The organism is Pandoraea sp. NPDC090278, assembly GCF_044772185.1.
In the GTDB taxonomy this organism is placed as follows: Bacteria; Pseudomonadota; Gammaproteobacteria; order Burkholderiales; family Burkholderiaceae; genus Pandoraea.
This window is the reverse complement of sequence record NZ_JBIVYJ010000001.1, coordinates 1,563,637-1,589,946: the sequence shown is the minus strand read 5'-3', so window position 1 is coordinate 1,589,946 and position 26,310 is coordinate 1,563,637. Positions and strand designations below refer to the sequence as shown.

The 26,310-nt window shown below is 63.4% G+C and carries 18 protein-coding genes; 9 read left to right on the top strand and 9 right to left on the bottom strand.

Going from position 1 to position 26,310, the window contains the following annotated elements; translation table 11 throughout:
* Positions 1-402 precede the first annotated feature (402 nt).
* The 4 genes from ACIQWO_RS06790 to ACIQWO_RS06775 all read right to left on the bottom strand — a co-directional run bounded on the left by ACIQWO_RS06790 (position 403) and on the right by ACIQWO_RS06775 (position 7,556).
* Positions 403-1,950 (bottom strand): efflux transporter outer membrane subunit, encoded by a 1,548-nt coding sequence (locus tag ACIQWO_RS06790; RefSeq protein WP_402820909.1) that lies wholly within the window; start codon positions 1,948-1,950, stop codon positions 403-405.
* Positions 1,951-1,962: 12 nt separating this feature from the next.
* The gene (locus tag ACIQWO_RS06785; protein ID WP_402820906.1) at positions 1,963-5,148 is read right to left on the bottom strand and encodes an efflux RND transporter permease subunit; all 3,186 of its coding nucleotides are present in this window, start codon (positions 5,146-5,148) and stop codon (positions 1,963-1,965) included.
* A 91-nt stretch (positions 5,149-5,239) separates the two neighbouring features.
* Positions 5,240-6,589, bottom strand: coding sequence for an efflux RND transporter periplasmic adaptor subunit (locus ACIQWO_RS06780; protein ID WP_402820903.1), 1,350 nt, complete (start codon positions 6,587-6,589; stop codon positions 5,240-5,242).
* Between the two features lie 28 nt (positions 6,590-6,617).
* Positions 6,618-7,556 carry an alpha/beta hydrolase gene (locus ACIQWO_RS06775; protein WP_402820900.1) on the bottom strand — a complete coding sequence of 313 codons (939 nt, stop codon included), beginning with the start codon at positions 7,554-7,556 and terminating at the stop codon, positions 6,618-6,620.
* A 250-nt stretch (positions 7,557-7,806) separates the two neighbouring features.
* On the opposite strand from ACIQWO_RS06775, the gene ACIQWO_RS06770 reads away from it, so the two are divergent.
* Positions 7,807-8,823, top strand: coding sequence for a LysR family transcriptional regulator (locus tag ACIQWO_RS06770; protein ID WP_402820897.1), 1,017 nt, complete (start codon positions 7,807-7,809; stop codon positions 8,821-8,823).
* A 281-nt stretch (positions 8,824-9,104) separates the two neighbouring features.
* Here ACIQWO_RS06770 and ACIQWO_RS06765 read toward each other — a convergent pair whose 3' ends face one another.
* Entirely contained in the window at positions 9,105-9,335 is a 231-nt protein-coding gene (locus ACIQWO_RS06765) for a hypothetical protein (RefSeq protein ID WP_402820894.1), read from the bottom strand.
* A 12-nt stretch (positions 9,336-9,347) separates the two neighbouring features.
* Between ACIQWO_RS06765 and ACIQWO_RS06760 the strand changes: the two genes are divergently transcribed.
* Complete coding sequence (locus ACIQWO_RS06760; protein ID WP_402820891.1) at positions 9,348-10,844, top strand: hypothetical protein; 1,497 nt, start codon at positions 9,348-9,350, stop codon at positions 10,842-10,844.
* Positions 10,844-12,586: a hypothetical protein gene (locus ACIQWO_RS06755; protein ID WP_402820888.1), complete on the top strand. Its 1,743-nt coding sequence runs from the start codon at positions 10,844-10,846 to the stop codon at positions 12,584-12,586. The genes ACIQWO_RS06760 and ACIQWO_RS06755 overlap by 1 nt, the downstream gene beginning before the upstream one ends.
* A gap of 4 nt (positions 12,587-12,590) precedes the next feature.
* Here the strand turns inward: ACIQWO_RS06755 and cphA (ACIQWO_RS06750) are convergent, their stop codons facing one another.
* Both cphA (ACIQWO_RS06750) and cphA (ACIQWO_RS06745) read right to left on the bottom strand, forming a co-directional pair.
* Positions 12,591-15,170, bottom strand: a complete 2,580-nt coding sequence (cphA, locus tag ACIQWO_RS06750) for a cyanophycin synthetase (protein ID WP_402820885.1) — start codon at positions 15,168-15,170, stop codon at positions 12,591-12,593.
* A gap of 441 nt (positions 15,171-15,611) precedes the next feature.
* Positions 15,612-18,245: a cyanophycin synthetase gene (gene cphA, locus ACIQWO_RS06745; RefSeq protein ID WP_402820882.1), complete on the bottom strand. Its 2,634-nt coding sequence runs from the start codon at positions 18,243-18,245 to the stop codon at positions 15,612-15,614.
* Between the two features lie 298 nt (positions 18,246-18,543).
* Here cphA (ACIQWO_RS06745) and ACIQWO_RS06740 point away from each other — a divergent pair, with 298 nt between their 5' ends.
* From ACIQWO_RS06740 to ACIQWO_RS06730, 3 genes are all read left to right on the top strand, one after another.
* Positions 18,544-20,961, top strand: a complete 2,418-nt coding sequence (locus ACIQWO_RS06740) for an ABC transporter ATP-binding protein (protein WP_402820879.1) — start codon at positions 18,544-18,546, stop codon at positions 20,959-20,961.
* 41 nt (positions 20,962-21,002) lie between these two features.
* Entirely contained in the window at positions 21,003-21,470 is a 468-nt protein-coding gene (locus ACIQWO_RS06735) for a DUF1854 domain-containing protein (protein WP_150574413.1), read from the top strand.
* Positions 21,471-21,557: 87 nt separating this feature from the next.
* Complete coding sequence (locus ACIQWO_RS06730; RefSeq protein ID WP_150574412.1) at positions 21,558-22,466, top strand: recombination-associated protein RdgC; 909 nt, start codon at positions 21,558-21,560, stop codon at positions 22,464-22,466.
* A 127-nt stretch (positions 22,467-22,593) separates the two neighbouring features.
* On the opposite strand, the gene ACIQWO_RS06725 is transcribed toward ACIQWO_RS06730, so the two are convergent.
* The gene (locus ACIQWO_RS06725) at positions 22,594-23,310 is read right to left on the bottom strand and encodes an SDR family oxidoreductase (RefSeq protein ID WP_402820874.1); all 717 of its coding nucleotides are present in this window, start codon (positions 23,308-23,310) and stop codon (positions 22,594-22,596) included.
* A gap of 206 nt (positions 23,311-23,516) precedes the next feature.
* Here ACIQWO_RS06725 and ACIQWO_RS06720 point away from each other — a divergent pair, with 206 nt between their 5' ends.
* Positions 23,517-24,143, top strand: a complete 627-nt coding sequence (locus ACIQWO_RS06720) for a TetR/AcrR family transcriptional regulator (protein WP_402820871.1) — start codon at positions 23,517-23,519, stop codon at positions 24,141-24,143.
* Between the two features lie 27 nt (positions 24,144-24,170).
* On the opposite strand, the gene ACIQWO_RS06715 is transcribed toward ACIQWO_RS06720, so the two are convergent.
* Positions 24,171-25,076, bottom strand: a complete 906-nt coding sequence (locus tag ACIQWO_RS06715; protein WP_402820868.1) for a LysR family transcriptional regulator — start codon at positions 25,074-25,076, stop codon at positions 24,171-24,173.
* 163 nt (positions 25,077-25,239) lie between these two features.
* Here ACIQWO_RS06715 and ACIQWO_RS06710 point away from each other — a divergent pair, with 163 nt between their 5' ends.
* Together ACIQWO_RS06710 and ACIQWO_RS06705 are read left to right on the top strand one after the other, a co-directional pair.
* Positions 25,240-25,953, top strand: a complete 714-nt coding sequence (locus ACIQWO_RS06710; RefSeq protein WP_402820865.1) for an SDR family oxidoreductase — start codon at positions 25,240-25,242, stop codon at positions 25,951-25,953.
* A 187-nt stretch (positions 25,954-26,140) separates the two neighbouring features.
* Entirely contained in the window at positions 26,141-26,290 is a 150-nt protein-coding gene (locus tag ACIQWO_RS06705; protein ID WP_174989897.1) for a hypothetical protein, read from the top strand.
* The last annotated feature ends 20 nt before the right edge of the window (positions 26,291-26,310 follow it).

The window sequence follows — 26,310 nt, the reverse complement described above, 5'->3', positions numbered from 1 at the left end:
ACGAAAACGAGGCCAAAAAGACGAAAGCCGTGCGTCCATCCTACCATCGCAACGCAAAAAAAAGCCCGGACATGCCGGGTGTCGTTTGACATAGGGCATGCGCCGGGCAAGCAGGGACGCAGGGAAGAAACCTTTGGGATGGGGCTCGACGGTGCGAGCGCACCGCACGAGGCGCATCGAGACCGGCGGCTCGCCAGGCACGCGTCGGGGGCAGGTCAGCGCGCCTCTCGTCTTGGGGGCACGAGCGCGGCCGCCGGTTCGATGCATCCATCAGGGCGCGACGTTCCCGGGGGGAAGAACGCCGCGCCTGCTGCCGGGACATGTCATTCAACACAACATGCCCCGACCGTTCACGACGCGTTTCAACGCGCCGCGATACCACTCAACTCACAAAGCCGTCACTCAGCGGGCCGCCACCGTTGCACCAGTCGCGTTCGCCGTCGGTATGGCTGCGGGTGCGCCGTCGGCGGGCGGCTTGGGCAAATCGCCCCAGCCGCCGCCCAGTGCGCGGATCAGGTTGACGGTCGACACGGCTTGCGCACCGGCCAACTGAACCGCGCTGCGACGTGTTTGCAGCACCGTGCGCTCGGCGTCGATCACATCCAGATACGCAATCGAGCCTTCCTGATACTGCGTGCGCGAGAGCTGTGCGGCGCGGCCCGACGCCTTCACGGCATCGTCCTGCGCACGCGTTTGCTGCGCGAGCAGACGCAGATTCGACAGGTTGTCTTCGACTTCCTGGAACGCCACGAGCACTTGCTGACGGTAGTTCGCGACGTCTTCTTCGTACTGCGCACGGGCACGCGACAGATTGCCGCTACGCGCGCCGCCATCGAAAATCGGCATCGAGAGCAGACCGCCGACAACCGGACCAAGCAAGAACGTGCGGCTCGACCAGTTGAACAGATCGCCCAGCGTGGCCGCTTCGAATCCACCCGAACCGGTCAGCGACAGCGAAGGGAAGAACGCCGCCTTCGCGACACCGATGCGCGCATTCGCTGCGGCCATCGCCCGCTCGGCCGCCGCGATGTCCGGGCGACGTTCCAGTAACGCAGACGGCAGACCTGCGGGCACTTGCACAGTGACCGGCACGAGCGGCGAGGGCGCGAACGAGAACTCCGCAGGCGTCTTGCCGAGCAGAATCGCCAGGCTGTGTTCCGACGCGGCACGCAGACGCGCAACTGCCAGCGCGTCGGACTGCGCCGTGGCCAGTTCGGCCTTGGCGCGGGCGACGTCCAGCTCGCCGATGTCGCCTTCGGTGAAGCGTCGTTGCACCAGCTTCAGCGCTTCTTCGCGCAATGTGACCGTCTGCGTGTACAGCGCCTGCTCGGCGTCGAGTTCGCGCAGATTGAAGTAGTTCTGCGCGACGTCGGCTTGCAACGCCAACTGCACCGAGCGGTACAACGCTTCGCTTTGCTCCGCGTCCGCGCGGGCGGCAGCGACGTTGTCCGACACACGGCCGAACAGATCGACTTCATAGCCGACGCTCGCTTGCGCACGCCACAGCGTGTACGGCGCGATGTTCGTGCCGTCCGGCTGCAACTGCGAGGCGGGCGAGATCTTCTGACGCGACGGGCCGAAGCCAGCGTCGAGCGTCGGGAACAATGCCGCACGGGCCTGGCGCTGCACGCCGCGCGCTTCCTGCACGCGGGCGGCGGCCGCCTTCAGGTTCTGGTTGGCGGACAAGGCATCGGCTTCGAGCTTGTCGAGCGTTGCGTCGCCGAACACCTTCCACCATTCGCCGCGCGCCAGCGCTTCCGACGGCTCGGCCGTCTTCCACGTGCCCGCTTCACCTGCGGGCAGTGCGGCTTCCTTGAAGGCCGTCGGCGTCCCCTTGTCGGTCACCGTCGGCACTTCGTACGTGGGAGCCATCGAGCAGCCCGCCACCACCAGCAGGGTGGCGAGCAAACCCGAGACGCCCAGACTTCTTTTCATCCATTGCGCTTGCATGATTGGCATCCTTCAGACTTCGGATTTGACGTTGGCGGGCATGGTCGAGGCGTGCGCGCTATGCAGCGGCTTCTTGCCCGCCAGCGTACGCAGCAGCACGTAGAACACCGGCGTCAGGATCAGACCGAAACCGGTCACACCGATCATGCCGAAGAACACGGCCACACCCATCGCATGACGCATTTCCGAACCTGCGCCCGACGACGTCACCAGCGGCACCACACCCATGATGAACGCGATAGACGTCATCAGAATCGGGCGCAGACGCAGACGGCTGGCTTCGATAGCGGCAGCGATCGCCGTACGACCTTGCATTTCCAGTTCCCGCGCAAACTCCACGATCAGAATCGCGTTCTTCGCGGATAGCCCCACCAGCACCATCAAACCGATCTGCGTGAAGATGTTGTTATCCCCTCGCGTGAGCCACACACCGAACAGCGCGGACATGATGCTCATCGGCACGATCATGATCACGGCCAGCGGCAGCGTCAGGCTTTCGTACTGTGCAGCCAGCACCAGGAACACCAGCAGCACCGAGATCGGGAACACCCACAGCGCGGAGTCGCCAGCGAGGATCTGCTGATACGTCAGGTCCGTCCATTCGAACTTCACACCGCGCGGCAAGGTTTCCGCCGCGATACGTTCCACAGCCGCTTGTGCCTGACCCGACGAGTAACCCGGGGCCGGGCCGCCGTTGATGTCGGCTGCGGTGTAGCCGTTGTAACGCACCACCATTTCCGGACCGTACGTCGGCGAGACCTTCACCAGCGACGAGAGCGGGACCATGTCGCCATTGACGTTACGCGTCTTGAGCAGGCCGATGTCGTCGGCGTGCGCACGATACGGCGCGTCGGCTTGCACACGGACCTGATACACGCGACCGAACTTGTTGAAGTCGTTCACGTACAGCGAGCCGAGGTAAATCTGCATGGTGTCGAACACGTCGGTGATCGGCACACCCAACTGCTTGGCCTTCACACGGTCGAGGTCGACGTTCAGTTGCGGTACGTTGATCTGGTACGACGAGAACGTCGGGCCCAGTTCCTTCGTCTGCGAAGCCTTCTTGATGAACGCCTGCGTGGCGTCGTTCAGCGCTTCGTAGCCGAGTGCGCCACGGTCTTCCACTTGCAGCTTGAAGCCGCCGAGCGTACCCAGACCCAGCACCGGCGGGGGCGGGAACACGGCAATGAACGAGTCCTTGTTCTTCGCGTATTCGCCGTTGAGCTTCGCCGCGATGGCACCGGCCGACAGCGACTTGTCCTTACGCTCGCTGAACGGCTTGAGCGTGACGAACACGATACCGGCTGACGACGAGTTGGTGAAACCGTTCACCGACAGACCCGGGAACGCCACGGCATTCTTCACGCCAGGGGTCTTCAGCGCGATTTCCGACATATCGCGAATCACCTTGTCGGTGCGGTCGAGCGACGCACCGTTAGGCAGTTGTGCGAAGGCGATCAGGTATTCCTTGTCCTGCGCGGGCACGAAGCCACCCGGAACCACCTTGCCCAACAGCATCGTCACGCCCAGCAGCACGGCGAAGATCGCCATCATGACGGCCTTGCGACCGATCACGCGGGTCACGCCCTGACCGTACTTTTCCGAGCCGCGATGGAACACACGGTTGAACGCGCCGAAGAAGCCACCCAGATAACGGTTCATCTGACGCGTGAGCCAATCCGGCTTGGCGTGATGGTCCTTGAGCAGCAGGGCGGCCATAGCCGGGGAGAGCGTCAGCGAGTTGAAGGCCGAGATCACCGTCGAGATGGCGATGGTCATGGCGAACTGCTTGTAGAACTGACCCGTCAGGCCCGACATGAAGGCGAGCGGCACGAACACGGCAACCAGCGTCAGTGCGATGGCGATAATCGGCCCGCTCACTTCACGCATGGCCTGATACGTCGCTTCCTTCGGCGAGAGACCGGCGGCGATGTTCCGCTCGACGTTTTCCACCACCACAATCGCATCGTCCACCACGATACCGATGGCTAGCACCATCCCGAACAACGACAGCGCGTTGATCGAGTAGCCGAAGCCGAGCAGCAGGGCGAACGTACCGACGATGGACACCGGCACGGCGAGCAGCGGGATGATCGACGCACGCCACGTTTGCAGGAACACGATCACCACCAGCACCACGAGGGCGATGGCTTCAAGCAGCGTGTGCACAACGGCTTCGATCGACGAGCGAACGAACTGCGTCGGGTCATACGCGATGCGGTATTCCACGCCCGGGGGCATGTCCTTTTGCAGGTCGGCCATCGCGGCACGGACGTCGTCCGAAATTTGCAGCGAGTTGGCGCCCGGCGACTGGTTGATACCGAGACCGATGGCGGGCTTGTTGTCGAGCAACGAGCGCAGGCTGTACGACGACGCGTCAAGTTGCACGCGGGCCACGTCGCTCAGGTGCGTGACAGCTCCGTCAGGCGAGGTCTTCAGAACGATGTCGCGGAACTCTTCTTCCGTATTCAGACGACCGCGCGTATTCACGTTCAACTGCAACGGCGTATTCGGACCGGCGGGCGTTGCGCCGATCACACCGGCGGCCACCTGCACGTTCTGTTCGCGAATGGAGCGCACCACGTCCGACGCCGTCAGGCCGCGCTGTGCGACCTTGGCCGGATCGAGCCAGACACGCATCGAATAGTCACCGGCGCCCCACATCTGCACTTCACCCACGCCCTTGATTCGCGAGAGGCGATCCTTGACGTTGATGAGCGCGTAGTTGCGCAGGTAGGTCATGTCGTAACGGTCGTTCGGCGAGATCAGGTGCACGACCATCGTGAGCGTGGGCGAGGACTTGATCGTCGTCACGCCCAGGCGCTGCACGTCGTCCGGCAGGCGCGGCAGCGCTTGCGAGACACGGTTCTGCACGAGCTGCTGAGCCTTGTCCGGGTCAGTGCCCAGACGGAAGGTCACCGTCGTGGTGAGGTTGCCGTCGCTGTTGGCCTGCGACTGCATGTACAGCATGTTTTCCACACCGTTGATCTGCTCTTCGAGCGGGGACGCAACGGTTTCGGCGATCACCTTCGGGTTAGCGCCGGGGTATTGAGCGTGCACGACGACCGACGGCGGAACCACTTCCGGGTATTCCGAAATCGGCAACTGGAACACGGCGATCAGGCCGGCCAGCAGCGTGAGGACCGAAAGCACGCCCGCAAAAATGGGCCGGTCGATGAAAAATTTTGAGATGTTCATGACGAAACTCTGGGGTGTCGTTCAGCGTGCAATGTTGCTGTGTGCCTGCACGCGCATTTCTCGCATCAAGTGCTCGACAGTCGTTGCAAACTTACGAACGCGATGCGGTTTTTGCCACGGCTTTCGTAGCTGCGACCGATTGCGTCTTGCTGTCGTTTTGCGAAGTCTTCTGGGTCGTCGGCGCGTCGTTAGCGGCGGCTGCGGGTGCCGGGGCAGGAGCCTTGGCGGCGTCGGCCGTACCGGACGGTGCGGTCGTTGCAACGGCCGTCGGCGCGATGTCGTGCGCGTCGCCCGTGTCACCGGCCATCTTCACCACCTTCGGCGTGACGGCGTCGCCCGGACGGATGCGTTGCAGACCGTTGACGACGATGCGCTCACCGTCCTTCAGACCGCCTGCGATTTCCACCAGGCCGCCGTGGCGTTCGCCGAGCTGCACTTCGCGGTACTGCGCCTTGTTGGCCTGATCGACCACCATCACGTACTTCTTGCTCTGGTCGGTGCCGACAGCGGCTTCGTCCACCAGCAGTGCCGGGTGCGGCTCGCCGCCACCGACGCGAATCCGTGCATACAGCCCCGGGAGGAGCGCGCCATCGGCGTTGTCGAAGCGCGCACGCACGCGGATCGTGCCGGACGTGGTGTCGAAGCGGTTATCCACCGAGTACACCGTGCCCTTGCGCGAATAACCCGACTCGTTGGCGAGACCCAGATCGACCGGCACGCCGTTCGTCTTGGTGTCCTTCGCGAGATAGCGCAGGTACGTTTGCTCGTCGACGTCGAAGGCCGCGTAGATCGGCGAGACGGACACCACGGTCGTCAGCGCAGGCGATTGCGCGCCTGCCGAGACGGTGTTGCCGACGGTGATTTCCGCGCGCGAGACGCGACCGGCCACCGGCGCCACGATCTGCGTGTAGCCGAGGTTGATGCGGGCCGTTTCCAGCGCCGCTTGCGAGGCCTTCACGTTGGCGACGGCTTCGCGTGCTGCGTTTTCCTTCTGGTCGAAGTCCTTCTTCGCGATGGCGTTATCCGCGATCAGGCGCTGCGCACGCGCGAGGTCGGTGCTGGTGAAGACGTCACGCGCCTGCGCCGACGCGAGTTGTGCTGCGGCACGGTCGACTTCGGCAGCGTACGGACGCGGGTCGATCGTGAAGAGGGCGTCGCCTTTCTTCACGAGCTGGCCGTCCTTGAAATGCACGGCGGTGATGGTGCCTGACACGAGCGGCTTGATATCGACGCGATCCACGGCGTCGAGACGGCCGGAGTAGCTCTGCCAGTCGGTGACGGTGCGCGAAAGGACGTTGGCAACGTCGACTTCGACGGTCGGCATGACTTGCGCGGCGGGCGTGCTGGCATCGACGCGCACGACAGTGAGCGTGCCGATAGCCAGGAGCGCGGCCGTGGCGGCAGCGGCGATAAGTACGGGTTTGCGAGCGAGGGTGGTCATTATTCAAATCTCCGGGATCGGATTGGACTCACTGGGTAGAGCCGGTGGCAGGCGGTGCCAGCCGACGTGTCAGGAAGGTGGCCACCTCCCGCAGCGCTGCGGGCAGGGCGGCCAGGCCGTAATGGGACGCGCTGCGATGGCGCGTAACTTCTGTCGGCACGCCGGCCGCGATGAGTTCGGCAGCGTATTTTTCAGCTTCGACGTGCAACAGGTCGTGTTCGGCGGAGGCGATCAGCGTGGGCGGCAGGCCCGCGAGACGGCGCGATTCCAGCGGCGCGGCGTACGGATGCAGACGCTGCGTCGCGTGCGGCAAATAAGCGCGATAGCAACGGGCGCACTCGCTGGCTTCGATGTCGCTCGGCGTGCGACCGTCGGCCAGACGCGTCATGCTGGGATCGAGCAGCGGTGCGAGCAGGGCCTGTGCCGACACGGTGATTTCGCCCCGATCTCGGGCAATCATCGTGAGAGCGGCGGCAATGTTCCCACCAGCGTCGTGCCCAGCCACGGCCAGACGGCGCGGGCTGGCGCCGTAACGGCGAGCGTGACGGTGCAGCCAGAGAGCGGCGCACCAAGCGTCTTCGGGGGCAGCCGGGAACGGGTGTTCGGGGGCGAGCGAGTAGCCGACCGAGACGACCAGCGCCGGGACGTTGGACGCAAGGTAGCGTGCGGCGGCGTCGCCATCGTCCAGCGAGCCTTTGCAAAAGCCGCCGCCGTGGAAATACAGCACGGCGGGCAGATGCGCTTCAAGCGGCACAACAACACCCGGCTGACCGGCATGTGCGTCGGCAGCGCCGGGCGTGGCGAGGCCGACCGGCCGGTAAAGGCGCAGCGTGACCGGCGCCGAATGGCCCGGAATGCTGACCTCTTCGATGCGCAGTCCGTCGTCGGTGCTGAGCAGCTTGCCGGTTTTACCGGCTTTACCCGGTTGTACCGACTTTCCCGAGGGCGACTTGGCGTTGGCTGACATATGGCTTCGGGTTCGCGCGAGCGATACCCCTCTGATGACATTCGATGGAGCGAAGTCTAGAGGCCACGGACATTGGGATAAACGCCTATAATTTGGCAACACTGTTCGGCCAGCTCGACTAATCGGTCTCGGCCTTATGGGCATTGGCTTATGCCGTCGACCAATAAGCATATGCAGTCGCGACGGGGGCGAGATTTCCTGAATTTCGTCCGTTCGGCCAGTGCAACAGTGTCTTCAATGGGGAAATATCATGGATCGCTTGCAAGCGATGCAGGTCTTCACGCGGGTGGTCGAGGCGAACAGCTTCTCGCGTGCCGCCGACAACCTTGGGTTGCCGCGTACCTCGGTGACCACGATCATTCAGAATCTGGAGTCGCATCTGGGCACGCGTTTGCTCCAGCGTACGACCCGCAGACTCAACCTGACGCCCGACGGCGCGGCTTATTACGAGCGCTGCCTGCGCATCCTCGCGGATATCGAAGAGACGGAATCGTCTTTCCGCGAAAGCAGCCAGCGTGTGCGGGGCAAGCTGCGTATCGACATGCCGGGCTCGCTCGGCAAGCTCGTGGTGCTGCCGTCGCTGTGCGAATTCCACGACCGCTATCCGGAAATCGAATTGATGGTCGGCATGGGCGACAAGCCCGTCGATCTGATTCAGGAAGGCGTGGATTGCGTGTTGCGCGTGGGCACGCTTCAGGATTCGAGTCTCGTCGCGCGACGCGTGGGCATGTTTCAGAGTCTGACATGCGCGTCACCGGCTTACCTTGAGCGCATGGGTATGCCCCATACGTTGGACGATCTTCAGCGCCACACGGCCGTGCACTATTTTTCGAGCCGCACGGGCCGCGTGATCGAAGAGCAGTTCGTCGTGGACGGCAAGGAAGTCGAAATCCACATGCAGGGCTCGGTCGCGGTGAACGACGCCGAGGCGTATCTGCAACTCGGTCTCTCGGGCTTCGGCACCGTGCAACTGGCGCGCTTCATGGCGTTGCCGTATCTGCAATCGGGCCAACTGGTCGAGATCCTGCACCAATGGAAACCGCCCCCCATGCCGATTTCGGCGGTGCACCCGCATAATCGCCATTTGTCGCCCAAAGTGCGCGTATTTGTCGACTTCATCGCCGAAATCTTCGAGCGCTGCCCGTTGCTTCAGGGGCTCGACGAAACGGCCGGGCAGTGCAAACCGACCGTGGCCGCGGCCGACGACAGCGATATTCGGTGGGCGGCGTACGGCACGGAAATGTCGCCGCAAGAAGTGGTGGTTTGAGCGATTTCTGCGCGCGTGTGAAATGGCCTCAATGGAAAAATTGGGCCCTTTCATCGCAAACAGATGGGGGGCGTCCTATCCGCTCCCCCGCTCAATACCACCATGCAGTTCAACCCCTCTCTGGATCTCCCCACCCCGGTACTTCCCGGCGGGACTGATTCTCACCGCGACACCTGCCCGCTGACCGCCTCGAATCCGCTGTCGCGCGAAGGGGTGCGATGATTGTCGACGCAATTCAATCGCTCAGAAGCGCGCTCCACCCATCGCGGATTCGCGAATCGTCATCGGCTCATCTGACGCAGTCGATGAACACGTTGCAGGATCGTCTGCAGCACTGCTCTCCGGGCTCGGCCGAACTCACCAAAGCGATTGAGCGGGTCGAAGCCGCATTCACGGGGAACGATGGCTGGCCACTCATCAAGCACTGCTTTGAGCGCGACGTCGACCGCTCGGCGTTCGTCAAACGGCTCGTGCGCAATCACATCTCCACGACATCGGTTGGTCTCGAACACGTTCGTCGCAAGGTGTCGGACGCGCAGCTCGACACCGTCGCTACGCAACTTTGTAGCGCGTTAAGACCGCATATTCGTGAGGAAATCGTCAATCGCTGGTCGCACGCCGAAGACACCGGCGTGCATGTGACGGAAGGTGGGTTCATCGCAGTCGGTATTCCGGGCACGGACTTTCGTCTCTCGCTGATGGACGCCGGGTTTTCGCACCAGGGGTTGAATCTGTCACAGGCTGAGGTCACGCAGTTGTTGCTCGCGCGACCTGACGGGACGCCTCCTGGCACTACGTTGCTGGACTTGATGTCGGGGTTCACGCAGGACCATGCGTTGGCCAGCTTGCGCATCATCGGCGCGGCGGTCGGAGGCGATGGCAGCTTGCTGCCCGGACTTGACCCGGAGGCGGTGCGTAGCGTCGCCGCTGCGGCGCACGACGCACGCTCGCAGGTCACCGGTTCGCTGGCCGAAAGGGAGCCGCTTGCGCGGTTCTTCCATTGGGTGGGGGATGACCTTCGGGCGGGCCAATCGAGGCAGGCGATCGCGACGATACGCGCGCAAACGCCGCCGCCGGAAGACCTGCGTTCGGACGGGATCGTACGGGCGCTGCTTGCGTCCGGCGAGGATGTCCGAAAGGCGAATGGCTTACGCGTCGGCATTGAGCGCCACCGCGCGGCATTTCACTACGACCGGGCTGCGCAGCCGCGTCTAGCCGCCGAACAGTATCTGGCTGCGGCAAAGATTTTTGCGGCGGCCGGAGATCGCATGATGGCCGCCGGAAATTACGCGAATGCTGCGGAAAAACTGTCGGCTTGCGAGACATTCACGCCGATGGTGACGGCACTTGCCCACGCCATCGAGATATATGGAGACGACTTCCGAGCCGTGAGCAAGCTGGGCACGCGCTGCGCGGAGGTCTTCGCCGTGCGTGGATTTCACGTCAGTGCCGCCATGGTCCATGAACTTGTCGTTACCCGTTTTGACGTGCTCGGGCGTAACGCCGGAGTGAATGCTGCGGCCCTTGACGCCCTGATTGCCGATCATGTGGCGAAGGCGGAAGCGGCGTTCGCCGCCGTTGGACTATCTGCGTACGACGAGAATATTCCCTCCCTGATCCGGGCTGCCATCGATGCGAGATTGGACTGTTTCACGACGACGGAGGGGCTTCAGGGCGACGGGTACCGCATACTGTTCGAGGACCACAGCGACGTGATCTCGGCAGAGGAGTTCGACATGCGCGCGCCGACCGAGTGGCTATTGTTGCGCAGAGGCTTATCCACGGCATCTCATCAAGTCTATGAACTGATGACTAGCACCACGCGGCATGCGCTGATGTCGAATGGGAGTTCTCACCCATATTTGCGACGGACGTTGACCGCATCGGATTTCGTCGACGGTATCGATGCGCTCGACATGCTGACGGCCGCGACGGCTAGGACGGTCGCAGCAGGTTCCGTCATACCCGAGAGTACGCCGCAGCCGGAAACCAACGTGACAACCGAGTGGACGAGGCTGTGATGGAGCTTCAAGGCACTACTGCATCGATAAGTACCGCATCCCAATCGCCATCCGAGCGATCGCGCGAATCGTCGACGGAATTGATTCGCGCATTCGACGAAGAGATCGCACCCTGTGCAGCGAACTCGCACGGCTTCTACGCTGCAATAGAGCGTCTTGTGCAGGGATTGAGTGCGTCGGATGTCTGGAACGCGCTGGGCACGTGTTTTCAAGCCGACACTCAATGCGGATCGATGGTGAACCTGCTCGTGATCCAGCACTTGAGTACGTCCGTCAACGGCATGGCCCACGTTCTCAATTTGTTGAGAAGTACGGTTAAGTTAGCGGCTGGCGCAAGTAAGGTGCTTCGTTCGCTCACGCCCGAAGTGAGATCGGAGATGGTGAGCCGCTGGTCGGATTCGGAGCAGACGTCGGTCTACATGACGCCCAACCATTTCATCGCAGTGGAAATACCTGGCACCGGATTGCGCTGTCCAGTAATGTGCGTCGGGCTACCAGGGCGTGGGCTGGGTTTGACGCAGTACGAGGTGACGCAACTGATTACGGCGCGGCTTGAAGATCGGACTGATGGCGCGACCGCGTTGAGTCTCCTGCCAGGGGTTGCAGTTCATCAGCGCTACCTGACATGGCACCTGCTGGCAGCGTTGATCGGTGTCGACGGGAACCCGTTGGATGGCGTGGATCCGGTGGCCGTGCGCAAACTTGCGATAAGCCTGTTGGACGCATTCAAAAGCGTTGACGAAACGCCTGCCATTCACGAGTCTCTTTGCATGTTCTTCGATCGGATGGGGGATGACGAAGGTGCTGCCCGGTCGTATGAGCATTTAGCACGGACGCATGAGCGAATGGCGCACCACGTCGCGCCCCGGAAGAGTGAAGGCCTATATCTGCAGGCCGCAAATTTCCGGTCGATTGCGGCAAGTTGCTTTGAGAAAGGGGCGTCCCTCAAGGCGGCGGCGACACAGTATCGCGAAGCCGGTGCCAGTTTTGCGAAAGCCAACGAGACTTCCCGCGCGCACGAATACTACGAGCTGGCCGCTGTGAGCATGTCCCGTGCCGCCGCAGTGTGTGACGTCGAATCGCTACTCGGCAGCCTGCGCGAGCCCAGCCACAGCGATCTGGCCAGCTTGTGTTTGCTTCACGAACGATGCGCCGAGATTTTCGCCGCGCGGGAGCGTCTTGTCAGTGCGGCACTGCTTCATATCCTGGCCGCCGATTACCTTGTGGAGCATCGGCCCAAACGTCTCGGTCGCGATGAAGTCACCGCGCTCGCTACGCACCATCGACGTCGCGCACGAGACTATTTCAACGTTGCCGAACTTAGTGGCGCACCACAAGATCTGCGTCAACTGGTTTGGTTCTCCATCGAACGACGGCTGGACGAACTCACCTCGCAGCATGGGCTTTCGGGAGAAAACTATGTCGTCAGATTCGTGGACGCGCGCGACACCATCTCGTTCCACGAATTCGAAGCCACGCCAGGCGATGCGTGGGTGCTGATGCTCACGGGGGAGCGGCCGAACGGTGTTCGAATCTACGATCTCGTGACGGCGCACACGATGCGACGGCTTGCACCGACGCGTCGATTGACGGGCGTCGTGTCCAGAGGCGAACGGAAGTGGCCGCACCCCATATTGCCTCGTGCGTTCGAGGCCGGGGACTTTATCGAAGGTGCCGGGGTCGTCGACATGATTCTGTCAGCACCTGGCCCGGAGATTCCGCCGCCAGGCGCTTCCAGATAACCGCTTAGCGCGCGCCAGCCTCAGCCACGCGTTGCGCGATGTGCGCCAGTGCTTCGTCCACCTGATCGATGAGGATCAGGCACAAGTCGCCGGGTTGCAGACGGGCGAGGGCGGTGTCGATGGCGACGAACTCGCCGTTGATCTCGTCGACGTAGCTCGTACGGCGAGCGTCGACCAGTCCTTCACGCAGCAAGCGGATCACTTCGCCGTCTTCACGGCCACGCTGGCACTGGTCCTGATAGAGCAGCACGTCGTCGAACGCGCCGCCCAGGATTTCCGTCTGACGGCGAATGTCTTCGTCGCGACGGTCGCCCGCGCCCGAAATCACCACCGAGCGACGACGCGCGGGCATGGTTTCGATGGCCTGCGTGAGTGCGGCAATGGCGTCCGGGTTATGGCCGTAATCGGCAATCACCGTCGCGCCCTTGTAATCGAACACGTTGAAGCGGCCCGGGGCCGTGCCAGCATCGTTCACGAAGGTCGCAAGACCGGCGCGAATCGTAGCTGCGTCGATATGCAACGCCCATGCCGCACCGATGGCGGCCATCGCGTTCTCGACCTGGAAGCCGATGGCGCCGTTGCGCGTAAGCGGAATCGCCGCCAGCGCGTAACGGGTTTCTTCGCCGCCGTGCGCCGTCACGATGTGCGCGCCGTCGACGTAGACCACGCGCTTACCCTTGGCACGGTGCGTGGCAAGCACCGGATGCGTGGCGTCGGCCGTGAAGTAAGTCACGTCGCCCGGGCAGGCGTCGGCCATGCGCGCGACCATCGGGTCGGCGGCATTTAGCACGGCCATGCCACGCGGCGCGACGTTGCGCACGATCACACTCTTGAGCACCGCGAGATCTTCGACCGTGTTGATGTACGACAGGCCGAGGTGGTCGCCCATGCCGATGTTGGTTACCACGGCGACGTCGCAACGGTCGTACGCCAGACCTTCACGCAGCAGGCCGCCACGCGCCGTTTCGAACACGGCGGCGTCGACGTCCGGGTGCATCAGCACATTGCGCGCGCTGCGCGGGCCGCTGCAATCGCCGGTATCGATGCGCTGGCCGCTGATGTAGATACCGTCCGTGCCGGTCATGCCGACACGCAGGCCTTGCTGACCGATCAGGTGGGCAATCAGGCGAACCGTGGTGGTCTTGCCGTTCGTGCCCGAGACTGCCACGAGGGGAATGCGCCCGTCGTCGCCGTCTTCGAACATGGTCGAGACGATGGCTTCGCCGACTGCGCGTCCCTTGCCGTACGACGGCTGAAGGTGCATGCGCAGGCCCGGCGCGGCGTTGACTTCGACAATGCCGCCTGCCTGATCTTCGAACGGCTTGATGACGGTTTCGCACACGGCGTCGACACCGGCGATGTCCAGACCGACTTGCTGAGCGGCCGCAACGGCGCGCGCGGCGATTTCGGGGTGGACGTCGTCCGTCACGTCAGTGGCGGTGCCGCCCGTCGACAGGTTGGCGTTGTTGCGCAGAACGATGCGCGCACCGGCATCCGGCACGGAATCGGCGTTCAGGCCTTGCTTGGCGAGCGTCGCCAGGGCGATGTCGTCGAAACGAATCTTGGTCAGCGACGTGGCATGGCCTTCGCCACGGCGCGGGTCGGCGTTCACCGTCTCGACCAGTTGACGCACGGTGTGCACGCCGTCGCCGGTGACTTGCGGTGGATCGCGGCGGGCTGCGGCCACCAGCTTGTTGCCGATGACCAGCAGACGGAAGTCGTGACCCGGAATGTAGCGCTCGATGATGACGTCGCGGCTGATGTCCTGCGCGGCTTCGAACGCCTTCTCGATCTCTTCGCGCGTGCGCAGGCGCACGGCCACGCCCTTGCCCTGGTTGCCGTCGCGCGGCTTGACCACGACCGGGGCGTCGATTTCCTGCACCAGCTTCCATGCGTCTTCGATGTCGCGCACCGTGCCGCCCAGCGGCACAGGTACACCGGCCGCATGCAGCAGCGTCTTGGTGAGATCCTTGTCCTGTGCAATCGACTCGGCCACGGCCGACGTGCGGTCGGTCTCGGCGGCCTGAATGCGGCGTTGCTTGCTGCCCCAGCCGAATTGCACCATCGACCCTTCGGTCAGACGACGGTACGGAATGCCACGGGCGACAGCGGCGTAGACGATCGAGCCGGTCGATGGGCCGAGGCGCACGTCTTCATCCAGATCGCGCAAGCGATAGAGGGCATCGGCCAGATCGAACGGGCCGTCTTCGAGGGCGGCGTGAATCAGTTGCTGGGCCAGGTCGAAGGCAAGGCGTCCCACCGGCTCTTCGCTGTACTGCACCACCACCTGGAACGTGCCCGGTTCGATGGTTTGCGTCGTCTGACTGAAGGTCACCGGGCAACCGGCGGCGGCTTGCAGATGCAGCGCCGTGGTCGCCAGCGCGTCGGCCAGCGAGACCGGGCGCTCTTCAGCGTCGGGCGTGAGCGCGGGCAGCTCGGGGAAGCGTGCGCGCAGTCGGGCCTCGAAACCGGCCAGATTGCCGATCGAGTATTCCAGATCGGTGCACGTCACAATCGCCTCGATGGCGGTGTGACGGCTCCAGAGGTTCGGCCCGCGCAATGCGCGGATGCGGGAGACTTCCATAAATTGCAATCCCTGTCTGTCCACTTCGCGTCCCTGTATATCTCAATATGGCAGATGCGTGGCGAGAAAAACGACTGTGGTTAGGGTCTGTTCACCTGTATTCAGGGCTCGTGAACGTGTTCTACCGGTTGGCTGGCAAGGCACCCGCAGCGCCGCTTGGTCGCTCCAAGCAAGCTGCGGGTAACGCCGCCAGACGGCCGGTAGGGCACGTTCCCTCCGGGTTGCCTACCCAAAGGGGCGATCGCCGCGTCATGACCCTCGCGAATATTCCCGATATTCGCTTCGGCTCATTCCTTGCGTTCGCCCCTTTGGCCAGGCAACACGAGTCCAGAATACAGGTGAACAGACCCTAGGTATCTGGTGACTATCTATATATAGAGACGGCGGTGGAAGAGTTGTCTACCGTCCGCCGCTCGACATTCAACTTTCAGTGCCTTTGACTCAGGCTGCCAGCGCGCGCATCGGCTGACCCATCCACAAATGGACGAGATCGAGCATCGCGGCTGCACCGCCTTCGTCGGCCTGCAACACAAGCAGATCGCCGCTCGCGAGCTGGGCCAGCGCGGCCTCGGCGGCGGCGCGGCGTTCACCGGCGTCCGTCACCTGCACCTTGCGACCGGCGGCGTCGATGCCTGCGCGCAGCTGAGCGCGTGACTCGGACGACTCGCGCTTGCGCGCAATGCTCAAGTCGTCGCACAGCACCACGCGATCAAACGTTTGCGCCAGAAGCTTGCCTTCGGCCTGAAGGTCTTCGTCCATGCGGTCTGCACCCGGGCCGTAGACCACGGCGCGGCGATCGGCGGGCAGGGTGGCGAGGGCGGCAGCCAGTGCGGTGAGGGCCGGGGCGTTATGCGCGTCGTCGACGATCACCGTCGCGCCTTGCTTCTCGAACAGCGTGAAGCGGCCCGGGGCATCGACCTGACCGACGTCGAACGTCGTCACACCGGTGCGAAGGATATCCAGCGCTACACCCATCGACCACGCGGCGGCCACAGCAGCCAGCACGTTCTCGATCTGGAAGGCGACGCGTCCGGCGTAGGTCAGCGGCATGTTGGCCGTCGCCCCGATGGCGGTTTCTTCCGTGCCGGTCGCGAGGATCACCTGACCGTCGCGCACGAAAACGACGCGCTTACCGGCGGCGCGGTGCGCCACGATGGCCGGGAGTTGCTCGTCCAGACCGAAGAAGATCACGTCGCCGTCGCACAGCTCGGCCATTTCCACGACCAGCGGGTCGCGGGCATTGAGGACCGCCACGCCGTCGGGCAGCACAACGTCGATTTGCGTACGCAGCACGCTGAACATGCGGTCGACGTCTTCGACGAAGTACTGACCGAGATGGTCCGGACGGTCGATGTTCGTGACGATGCCGACCTGACAACGGTCGTAGGCAAGGCCTTCGGACAGGATGGCGGTGTTGTCGTTTTCGAAGATGGCAGCGGTCACGCTGGCATTCATCAGCACGCGATTCGCGGCGTCCCAGTTGGCGCGGTCGCCGCCTTGCACCAGACGCTTGTCGAGGAACAGGCCGTCGCTGCAAGCGAGACCGGTATGTTCGCCCGCCAGTTGCAGCAGGTGCGTGAGCAGGCGTGCCGTGACCGTCTTGCCGTTCGTGCCGGTAATGCCGACAACCGGGATGCGGCCCGCGTCGCCATCGGGGAACAGATGATCGACGATGGCGCGTCCGACCGGACGCGGTGCGCCGTCGGCCGGTTTCAAGTGCATGAGCAGGCCGGGACCGGCGTTGACTTCCACGATCGCGCCGCGCTGTTCGGCGAGCGGACGGGAAATGTCTTCGGCGACCAGATCCACGCCAGCGATGTCCAGACCCACGATGCGGGCGGCCAGCGAGGCATGGGCGGCCACGCTCGGGTGAACGCGGTCAGTCACGTCGAAGGCGACATTGCCGTTACGCTGGATCAGGACATTCTTGCCTTCCGGCGGCACGGAATCTGCGTCGAAACCCTGACGCTTCAGTTCGAGGCGCGCCGACGAATCGATGCGCACGCGATTGAGCGGCTGGTCTTCGGCGCTGCCGCGACGCGGGTCGCTGTTGATCTGGATCTCGATGAGTTCCGAGACGGTGTGCTTGCCGTCGCCGGTCACGGAGGCCATTTCGCCCATCGCCGCGGCGACGACGCGACCGCCCACGACCAGCAGACGGTGCTCCAGACCCGTGACGAAGCGCTCGACGATCACGCCGTTGCCTTCTTCGAGGGCCACACCGAACGCGGTCGTGACTTCTTCTCGCGTGGTGAGATTGATGAACACGCCACGGCCGTGATTGCCGTCGTACGGCTTGACGACCACGGGCAGGCCTATTTCCTCGGCGGCTTCCCAGGCGTCTTCCGCGCTGTCGACCAGACGGCCTTCCGGTACGGGCACGCCGCACGATTCGAGCAGTTGCTTGGTCAGGTCTTTGTCGCGCGAGATGCTTTCGGCGATGGCGGGGGTGCGATCGGTCTCGGCCGTCCAGATGCGACGGGCGGCGGCGCCGTAACCCAGTTGCACCAGATTGCCGTCGGACAGACGCAGGTGGGGGATGTCGCGGTCGTCGGCGGCGTCGACGATGCACGCCGTGCTCGGGCCGAGACAGTGTTTGTCGACCAGGCCGCGCAGTTCTTCGACGGCGGCTTCGACGTCGTACGAGCGGTCTTCGATGGCAGCCATGACCAGATCGCGGGCCGCAAACAGGGCGGCGCGGGTCACGTCTTCATGCCAGGCGCGCACAATCACCTTGTAGACGCCCGAAATCGGGGTCTCGCGTGCCTTGCCGAAGCCGCCGGGCATGCCAGCGAGGTTCTGAAGTTCGAGCGTGACGTGCTCGAGAATGTGGCCGGGCCACGTGCCTTCGCGAAGGCGCTGAAGGAAGCCACCGCGCTCGCCGATGCTGCAACGGTGTTCGATGAGCGTCGGCAGCCATTCGGACAGCCGCTCGGGGAACCCCGGGATCTTGTTAGACGGGAACTCTTCCAATTCCCCGATATCGACCCATGCCTCAAGCACCGGCCGATATGTCCACATATTCGGTCCGCGCAGCGACAGGACATCGAAAATCTCAATGTCTTTCTTTTTCATCTAAGGCTTTAATTCACGCGTCAGGGCTGGTACACAAAAGCCGGCAAGGCCGATTTCATGCGGCACAGCCGGTCGCGCTCTTTCAGTTAACTGGATGCTTAACGCAAAAAATCCGTGAACGGTTGACACCCGCAACAATATTTCGATGTTGCACCGTGTCATGCGGGAACTCCGTGCCGCAAAAAGCGTCGCTGTGGTTATACTTGCGGCAATTTTGCGGACCTGACAGGGAAAGTCCGCGTCGATTCTTCTCCGTTTGCCTCGATGTCCGCCCCTTGAGGACACGTCTGCCGCATCAATGACCGACACCTCCGCCGCCACTCCGTCCGACGCCTCTGCGGATTCGCCCGCGCAAACCTCCCTTGCGTCCCCTGTGTCTTCCGCTTCCGCCCGGAACGCTGCGGCAGAACCCTGGTACCCGGATCTCGCCGCGCAACTTGCCGATGGCGAGACGGTGCTCGCCTGGTTGCCCATCGATCTTGACGCCCAGTTGCACTTCGCCCGGGGCGTGGTCGTGGCGACCGAGCGTCGGGTGATGGCGCGCGAAGCGCGGCGCGATGGCGGGTCGAGTCAGTCGCAGTGGCAATCGTGGCCCTATCATGCGGGGCTGTCGCTCACGCATACGGACCACGCGGGCGTGGGCTCGTTGGAGTTGTGCGATGCGCGGCAGAAGCTGGTGAACTGGCGTTACACGCTCGGCCACAATCCGGCGGCGCTCACGCTGATGGACACGATCGTGCGTCAGCGCGACATCCACGTGGCCGGTCACGCGGCGGTGCATGAGGTGGAAGAGGCGGGCGTCTGCCCGATCTGTCAGGCGGAACTGCCGCCCGGCGTGGACGAATGCCCGCAATGCAATCCCGAGGTAGAAGCCCCGCCGTCGACATGGGCATTGCTTCGATTGTGGCGTTTCGCGCGGCCGTATCGCTTTCAGTTATTGGCCGGTTTCCTGCTGACGCTTTGCGCTACGGGCGCGACGTTGATCCCGCCGTATCTGACGATGCCGCTCATGGACAACGTGCTGATCCCGTTCCAGAACGGCCAACCCATCGATTACCACCTGGTGGGAATGTATTTGTCCGGTCTGTTGGGCGCCGGTCTGGTTGCGTGGGTGCTCGGCTGGGCGCGCACGTATCTGCTCGCAAAGGTGTCGGAGCGCATCGGCGCGGACCTGCGCACGGCAACGTATTCGCATCTGCTGCGGCTGTCGCTGGAGTATTTCGGCGGCAAGCGCACGGGTGACCTGATGGCGCGTATCGGCTCGGAGAGCGATCGCATCTGCGTGTTTCTCTCGCTGCACTTGCTGGACTTCGCGACCGACGTGCTGATGATCGTCATGACGGCGGTCATTCTGGTGTCGATCAATCCGTGGCTGGCTGTCGTCACGCTCTTGCCGCTGCCGTTCATCGCATGGCTGATTCATCTGGTGCGCGACCGCCTGCGTCACGGCTTCGAGAAGGTCGACCGGATCTGGTCGGAAATCACCAACGTGCTCGCCGACACGATTCCGGGTATTCGCGTGGTCAAGGCGTTTGCGCAGGAAAACCGTGAGGTCGCGCGCTTCAAGGAAGCCAACCGCCACAACCTGATGGTCAACGACCGGGTGAACAGGGTCTGGTCGCTGTTCACGCCGACGGTGACGTTCCTCACCGAAGTGGGCTTGCTGGTCGTCTGGATCTTCGGTATCTGGCAGGTCTCGAAACACGAAATCACGGTCGGTGTGCTGGCCGCGTTCCTCACCTACATCAGCCGTTTCTACACGCGTCTGGACTCAATGAGCCGCATCGTCTCGGTCACGCAAAAGGCGGCCGCAGGCGCTAAGCGCATCTTCGACATTCTCGATCACGTCTCGAACGTGCCGGAGCCGGTCAATCCGGTGCATCTGAAGGAAGTGAAGGGCGCGATCGACCTGCGCGACATCGGTTTCCGCTACGGCAACCGGGCGGTGATTCGCGGCATGGATCTGCGCATTGCGCCGGGCGAGATGATCGGTCTGGTCGGTCACAGCGGCTCGGGCAAGAGCACGCTGGTGAACCTGATCTGCCGTTTCTACGACGTGGCCGAAGGATCGATTCAGATCGACGGCGTAGACATTCGCGCGCTGCCGGTGTCGGACTTCCGTCGCAACGTCGGTCTGGTGCTGCAGGAGCCGTTCCTGTTTTTCGGCACGATTGCCGAGAACATCGCTTACGGCAAGCCAGAAGCCACGCGCGCCGAGATCGTCGCAGCGGCCCGTGCCGCCCATGCGCACGAGTTCATTCTGCGTCTGCCGCACGGCTATGACTCGCTCGTGGGCGAGCGCGGTCAGGCGCTGTCGGGCGGCGAACGTCAGCGTATCTCCATCGCCCGCGCGCTGCTGATCGATCCGAGAATTCTGATTCTCGACGAGGCGACGTCGTCGGTCGATACGGCTACGGAAAAGGAAATTCAGAAGGCGCTCGACAACCTCGTCAAGGGACGCACGACCATCGCGATTGCCCACCGCTTGTCGACGCTGCGCAAGGCCGACCGGCTCGTGGTGCTCGATCGTGGCAAGATCGTCGAAGTGGGCAACCACGACGAACTGATCGCCCGCGAAGGCGCGTACTACAAGCTCTATCAGGCGCAACAGCGCAATGTCGATACGGATGTCGACGAGGTCATCGCCTCGGCCGAAGCCGCTGCCACGGTCGCGGCAGTGACTGCCGCACCGGCACAGCCGCTGTCCATCAACTAATCGCCGACTGACCGTCAACAGAACCGTTCGCGAAGACTCTTATGCAGATCGATTTCACCCTGTCGCGCAACGCCTTCGGCCGTTTGGTGCTGACCGATGCCGAGGGCGTCGCCCATGAAGGCGTGGTGCCCGTGCGGGCCTTTCCGATTGCCGCACCGGACGAAGGGCTGGCGCTCGTAAGTACGGAAGGGCGCGAGCTGGTCTGGCTCGACTCGCTCGACGCGCTGCCTGCGGCCATGCGCGTGCTCGTCTCGGAGGAGCTTGCCGCGCGCGAGTTCATGCCCGAAGTGCTGCGCATCAAGGGCGTGTCGACGTATGCGACGCCGAGCACGTGGACCGTCGAGACGAACCGTGGTGAAGCATCGTTCGTGCTGCGCGGCGAAGAAGACATTCGCCGTCTGGGTGGGCAGACGCTCCTCATCACCGATAACCACGGCATTCACTTCCTGATTCGCGACACGGGCACGCTGGACAAGCCCAGCCGCAAGATTCTCGACCGCTTCCTGTAACGTCTGGTTGCACGATTCGGGTTAGCGCACTTCGCTGCACCTCTGCACACTGGTAAAATCCATGCTTTTGATTTTGCGGTGATGCCGATGTGGTTCAAGAATCTTCAGTTGCACCGAATTCCTGCCGGTTGGTCCATGAGCGTCGCGCAAATGGAAGAGGCGCTCGAGAAGCACGCCTTCCGTGAGGGCGGCAGCCTCGAAATGCAAGTGCAGGGTTGGGCGCCGCCGCGCGATGGCGGCGAGCTCGTGCACAGCATCAATCGACAGTTTCTGCTGGCCTATCGGGCCGAAAAGAAGTTGCTGCCGACGACCGTCGTCAATCAGGTGACGCGCGCCAAGGCCGCTGAGCTTGAGGAGCAGCAAGGCTTCAAGCCGGGCCGCAAGCAGATGCGCGAGCTCAAGGAGCAGGTCACGGACGAGTTGCTGCCGCGTGCGTTCGGCATTCGTCGCGACACGCGTGTGTGGATCGATCCGGTCAATCGCTGGCTGGTCATCGACGCTGCGTCGCCCGCCAAGGCCGACGAAGTGCGCAGCCTGCTGCTCAAGACGCTGGACATCATCCTCGAGAACGTCGAACTCAACGAAGCGCCGGTGTCCGTGATGACGTCGTGGCTGGCTGGCAATGAAGCGCCGGGCGGCTTCACTGTCGATCAGGACGTGGAGCTGCGCTCGAATACCGACGAGAAGGCGGCCGTGCGTTACGTGGCGCACCCGCTCGACGGCGCGGATGTGCGTCAGCACATCGAAGCTGGCAAACGCTGCACGAAGCTGGCGATGACGTGGAACGACCGCATCTCGTTCGTGCTGACCGACGCGTTCATCATCAAGCGCATTACGCCGCTCGACATCATCAAGGACGCTGCCGACCCGACTGCGGAAGGCGAAGCCGAGAAGTTCGATGCCGACGTCGCGCTCATGACCGGCGAACTCGCCCGCATGCTCGACGATCTGGTCGAAGCTGTGGGCGGTGAACGTCAGATGGACAAGGCGGCCTGAGCTGGCTGAGCGGGAACGTTGGTGAGCCTTGGTGCTCGCCGACGACTCACGTAAGACAAAACGCTGCGATACCTGAAAGGGTGTCGCGGCGTTTTTGTTGGCGAGTGTGTCTTCTTGCGAGACCGCTTCAGGACTGCGCTTCGGCTTCCAGATCGATCAGATAGACGCCCTGCGACAGTCCTTGTTTGACCTGGCGCGTGGCGTCGTCGACGCTCACTTCCAACGCACCCGCCTCGATGGCCTCATAAGCCTGACGCACGACGTCGGACGGCGCGCTCTTTTCGGCGTCGATACCGCTCGTGAGATCGGTGTCGATGTAGCCCGCGTGTAGGCCGATCACCTGCGTGTTCTGTGCGCTCAGTTCGCGACGGACACCGTTCGTCAGCGACCACGCGGCCGACTTGGTAATGGCGTATTCGGGAATGTTGGTCGACGTGATCCAGCTCACGATCGACAGCACGTTGAGCAGGGCACCCCCGCCATTGTTGCCGAGGACGGGGGCGAATGCCTGCGTCATGGCCAGCACGCCGAACAGGTTGGTTTCGAGCGTTTCGCGCAACAGCTCGGCAGCGCCCGGCTTGGTCAGGCCTTGGGTCGGGCGAGCGATCCCGGCGTTGTTGATGAGCAGGGTCACGTCGCCTGCGAGTCGTGCAGCGGCGGCGACGTCGTCCGGGTTATTGACGTTAAGCTTGACGGGAATCACGCCCGGCAGCGTCACCTTCGACGGATCGCGTGACCCTGCGTAGACCTTCTTCGCGCCGAGCGCCAGCGCCTGTTTGGCAAATTCGAGGCCCAGGCCACGGTTGGCGCCAGTCACGAACACAACCGCATCTTTGATCTTCATTTCACTGCTCCAGCAAGGTAAGTGGGCCGCGCCAGTCAGGCGGACGGCGTCCGGTTTCGGCTATACTTCATCACGATTGCGATCGCCATCGTCATTTGCGTTGCATTGTGCCGAGATTGTTAGGCTGGTGTCAATGGTGATCGACATTGTCTTTTTCGATGAGTCCGATAGCGGCGATTGCGCCGTCGTCAGACGAGGAGCGGTAAATGGGTATTTCCAGAGAGCAGGCCGCAGAGAACCGCGAGGCCATCGTCAGCGCGGCCGACCGGCTGTTTCGCGAGCGTGGCGTCGATGCGGTCGGGCTGACGGCGTTGATGAAGGAGGCCGGTTTCACGCAGGGCGGTTTCTATAACCACTTCAAGTCGAAGGACGCGCTTGTCTCGGCCGTGATGGCGCGCGCAATGGCCGCCAACGAGGTGCGAATGGCGCAAGGCATGGGTGAGGCGTCGGCGTTTGCAGCGTCGGGCGATCCTGCTGTCCCTTCGAAGGATGGTGTCGAGCAGTATCTGTCGACGGCGCATCGTGACGACGTCGCGTGCGGTTGCCCGGTGGCCGGGTTCGCAGGTGACGTGCCGCGCATCGGCGAGGAGGCGCAGGCGTGCTACGCGAAGGGGCTGGCGGCGTCGCTCGAACGGATGACGGCGGCGGGCGTTGCCCGGGGGCTAACGCTGGAGCAGGCGACGCGCAATGCCATGGCGCGATTCTCGCAGATGGTCGGCTCGTTGATCCTGTCGCGCGCGGTGGTCGATGCCGACCCTGCGCTTTCCGAGGCGCTGCTTGCGGCAGGGCGTCAGGCGATTGAAGCGTCCGACGCGGGGCGCGCGAACGACTGAGGGCTGGCGCTGACGAAGCCGCGCGTCTTAATCCTGCGACCACCGCCATGTCGCGCGCAACTGGTCGCGCAGGAAGTCGATGAACACGCGCGTGCGCGGCGCAACGTGACGGCTATGCGGGTACACGGCGTGCAGCGGTGCGGCCGGGATCCGAAGCGACGGGAGTACGCGTGCCAATCGTCCTGCCTGGATATCGTCGCCGACGTCAAAGATCGATTTCTGTGTGATGCCTGCGCCATGCAGGGCGAGTTCGTGCGCGGTGTCGCCGTCGTCCACGACGTAGGTATCCGGCACTTGCACGCGTAATGTTTCGGATTGCGATACGAATCGCCAGTCCCCGTTGGGCGAATTGCCAAACAGAATGCAGTCGTGCTGCCGCAGATCGCCGACATCCTTGGGCGTGCCGCGTCGTTTCAGATACTCGGGCGACGCGACAAGCACCCGGTAATTGGGGGCCAGCTCCTGCGCGATAAGGCTTGAATCGGGCAGGGTGCCGACGCGAATCGCCACGTCGATGCCGTGCGCGACCAGATCGACCCACAGGTCGCTCAGTGAGAGATGCACCTTCACGTCCGGATGCCGCTCACGAAACGCCACTAGCAACGGCGTCAGATGTCGACGCCCGAAGGCTCGCGGAGCGCTGATACGCAGCACCCCGCCAACCGTACCCGCCTGACGCGTCATCAGTCGCTCGGTCTCGGCAATCTCCGCCAGAATCCGCTGGCAGCACGCATGGAACACCTGCCCCTCTTCGGTGAGCGCCTGTTTGCGCGTGGTGCGATTGAGCAGCCGCACGCCGAGGCGTTGCTCCAGCAGCCCGAGCCGTTTGCTCACGACAGCGAGTGACAAGCCCAGCTCGCGTGCGGCTGCCGACATGCTGCCGGTCGCGACGACTCGGTCGAAGAGCGTGAGATCCAGTGTCTGGTCGATCATCGCGGTGAGATTGTCAACTATTTGGAGAGAGTGATTCAGTTCTGCGGGGGATTATCGTCTTGCGCGGCGAGGATCACAATAGCCTCATGACGTTGCTTCCGAGTTGCGACGTCGCAGTTGTCTTCCCCTTCCGATTTCATCGATCTCATTCTGGAGTCATACCATGTTCAATTTCGAAGGCCAGCGCGTGCTGGTGATTGGCGGTAGTTCCGGCATTGGCCGTGCCGCCGCACAGGCGTTTGCCAAGGCAGGGGCGGCCGTCACGATCGCCTCACGCAGTCAGGCGAAGCTCGACGAAGCGCTGGCGACCATCGGCAGCACGGCGCGCGCCGTCGTGCTCGACACCGGCGACGTGGCCGCCGTCGAGCGATTCTTCGCTGATCACGCGCCGTGGCAACACGTCGTGATTTCCGCGGCGCAAACGCCGACCGGTCAGGTGCGCAAGCTCTCGCTCGACGACGCGCACGCGGCGTTCGACAGCAAGTTCTGGGGGACGTACCACGTGGCGAAGTTCGCGCGTATCGAGGACGGCGGGTCGCTCACGCTGACGTCGGGGTATCTGAGCGTGCGTCCGAACACTTCGTCGGTGGTGCAGGGGGCGATCAACGCTGCGGTGGAAGCGTTGGGGCGGGGGCTGGCGCTGGAGTTGTCGCCGGTTCGCGTCAACACCGTGTCACCGGGGCTGACTGCCACGCCGCTGTGGAACAAGCTTGCCGAAGCGGACCGCGAAGCGATGTATCGCAACGCAGCGGAGCGTTTGCCTGCACGCCGTGTCGTCGCGGCCGAAGACGTGGCAAATACGATCCTGTATCTCGCCGGTACGCCAAGCGCAACCGGTTCCACGGTACTGATCGACGCGGGCGGCGCTATCGCCTGAGGTCCCTCGATCAGGCCTGTGCTGCCCCGAAAATGCTGCGCCGCCACATCCTCCCGGTGTCCAACCTGCATCCATTTTGATGTCACGCAAACGCGGTATACCCGAATCACTTTCGGGTACCTATTTCGATAGGGATTGCCTAGAATGAAGTCGTGCCATCCCGTGACATCGAAGAAAGGAGGCCACCATGCTTACAGGGAGCTTGATTGGGACGTTGGTGATTGCGCTGGTCGTGGGCGCGGCAGTGGCCTGGCTGGCGAATCGCAACTGGTGCCGGGAGCATCCGGCGGCGCGCCATACGTGGCGACGCCACCGTCGTGACGTCCGGCACGGTTGAACCGTGCGAGAAGTTTGGGC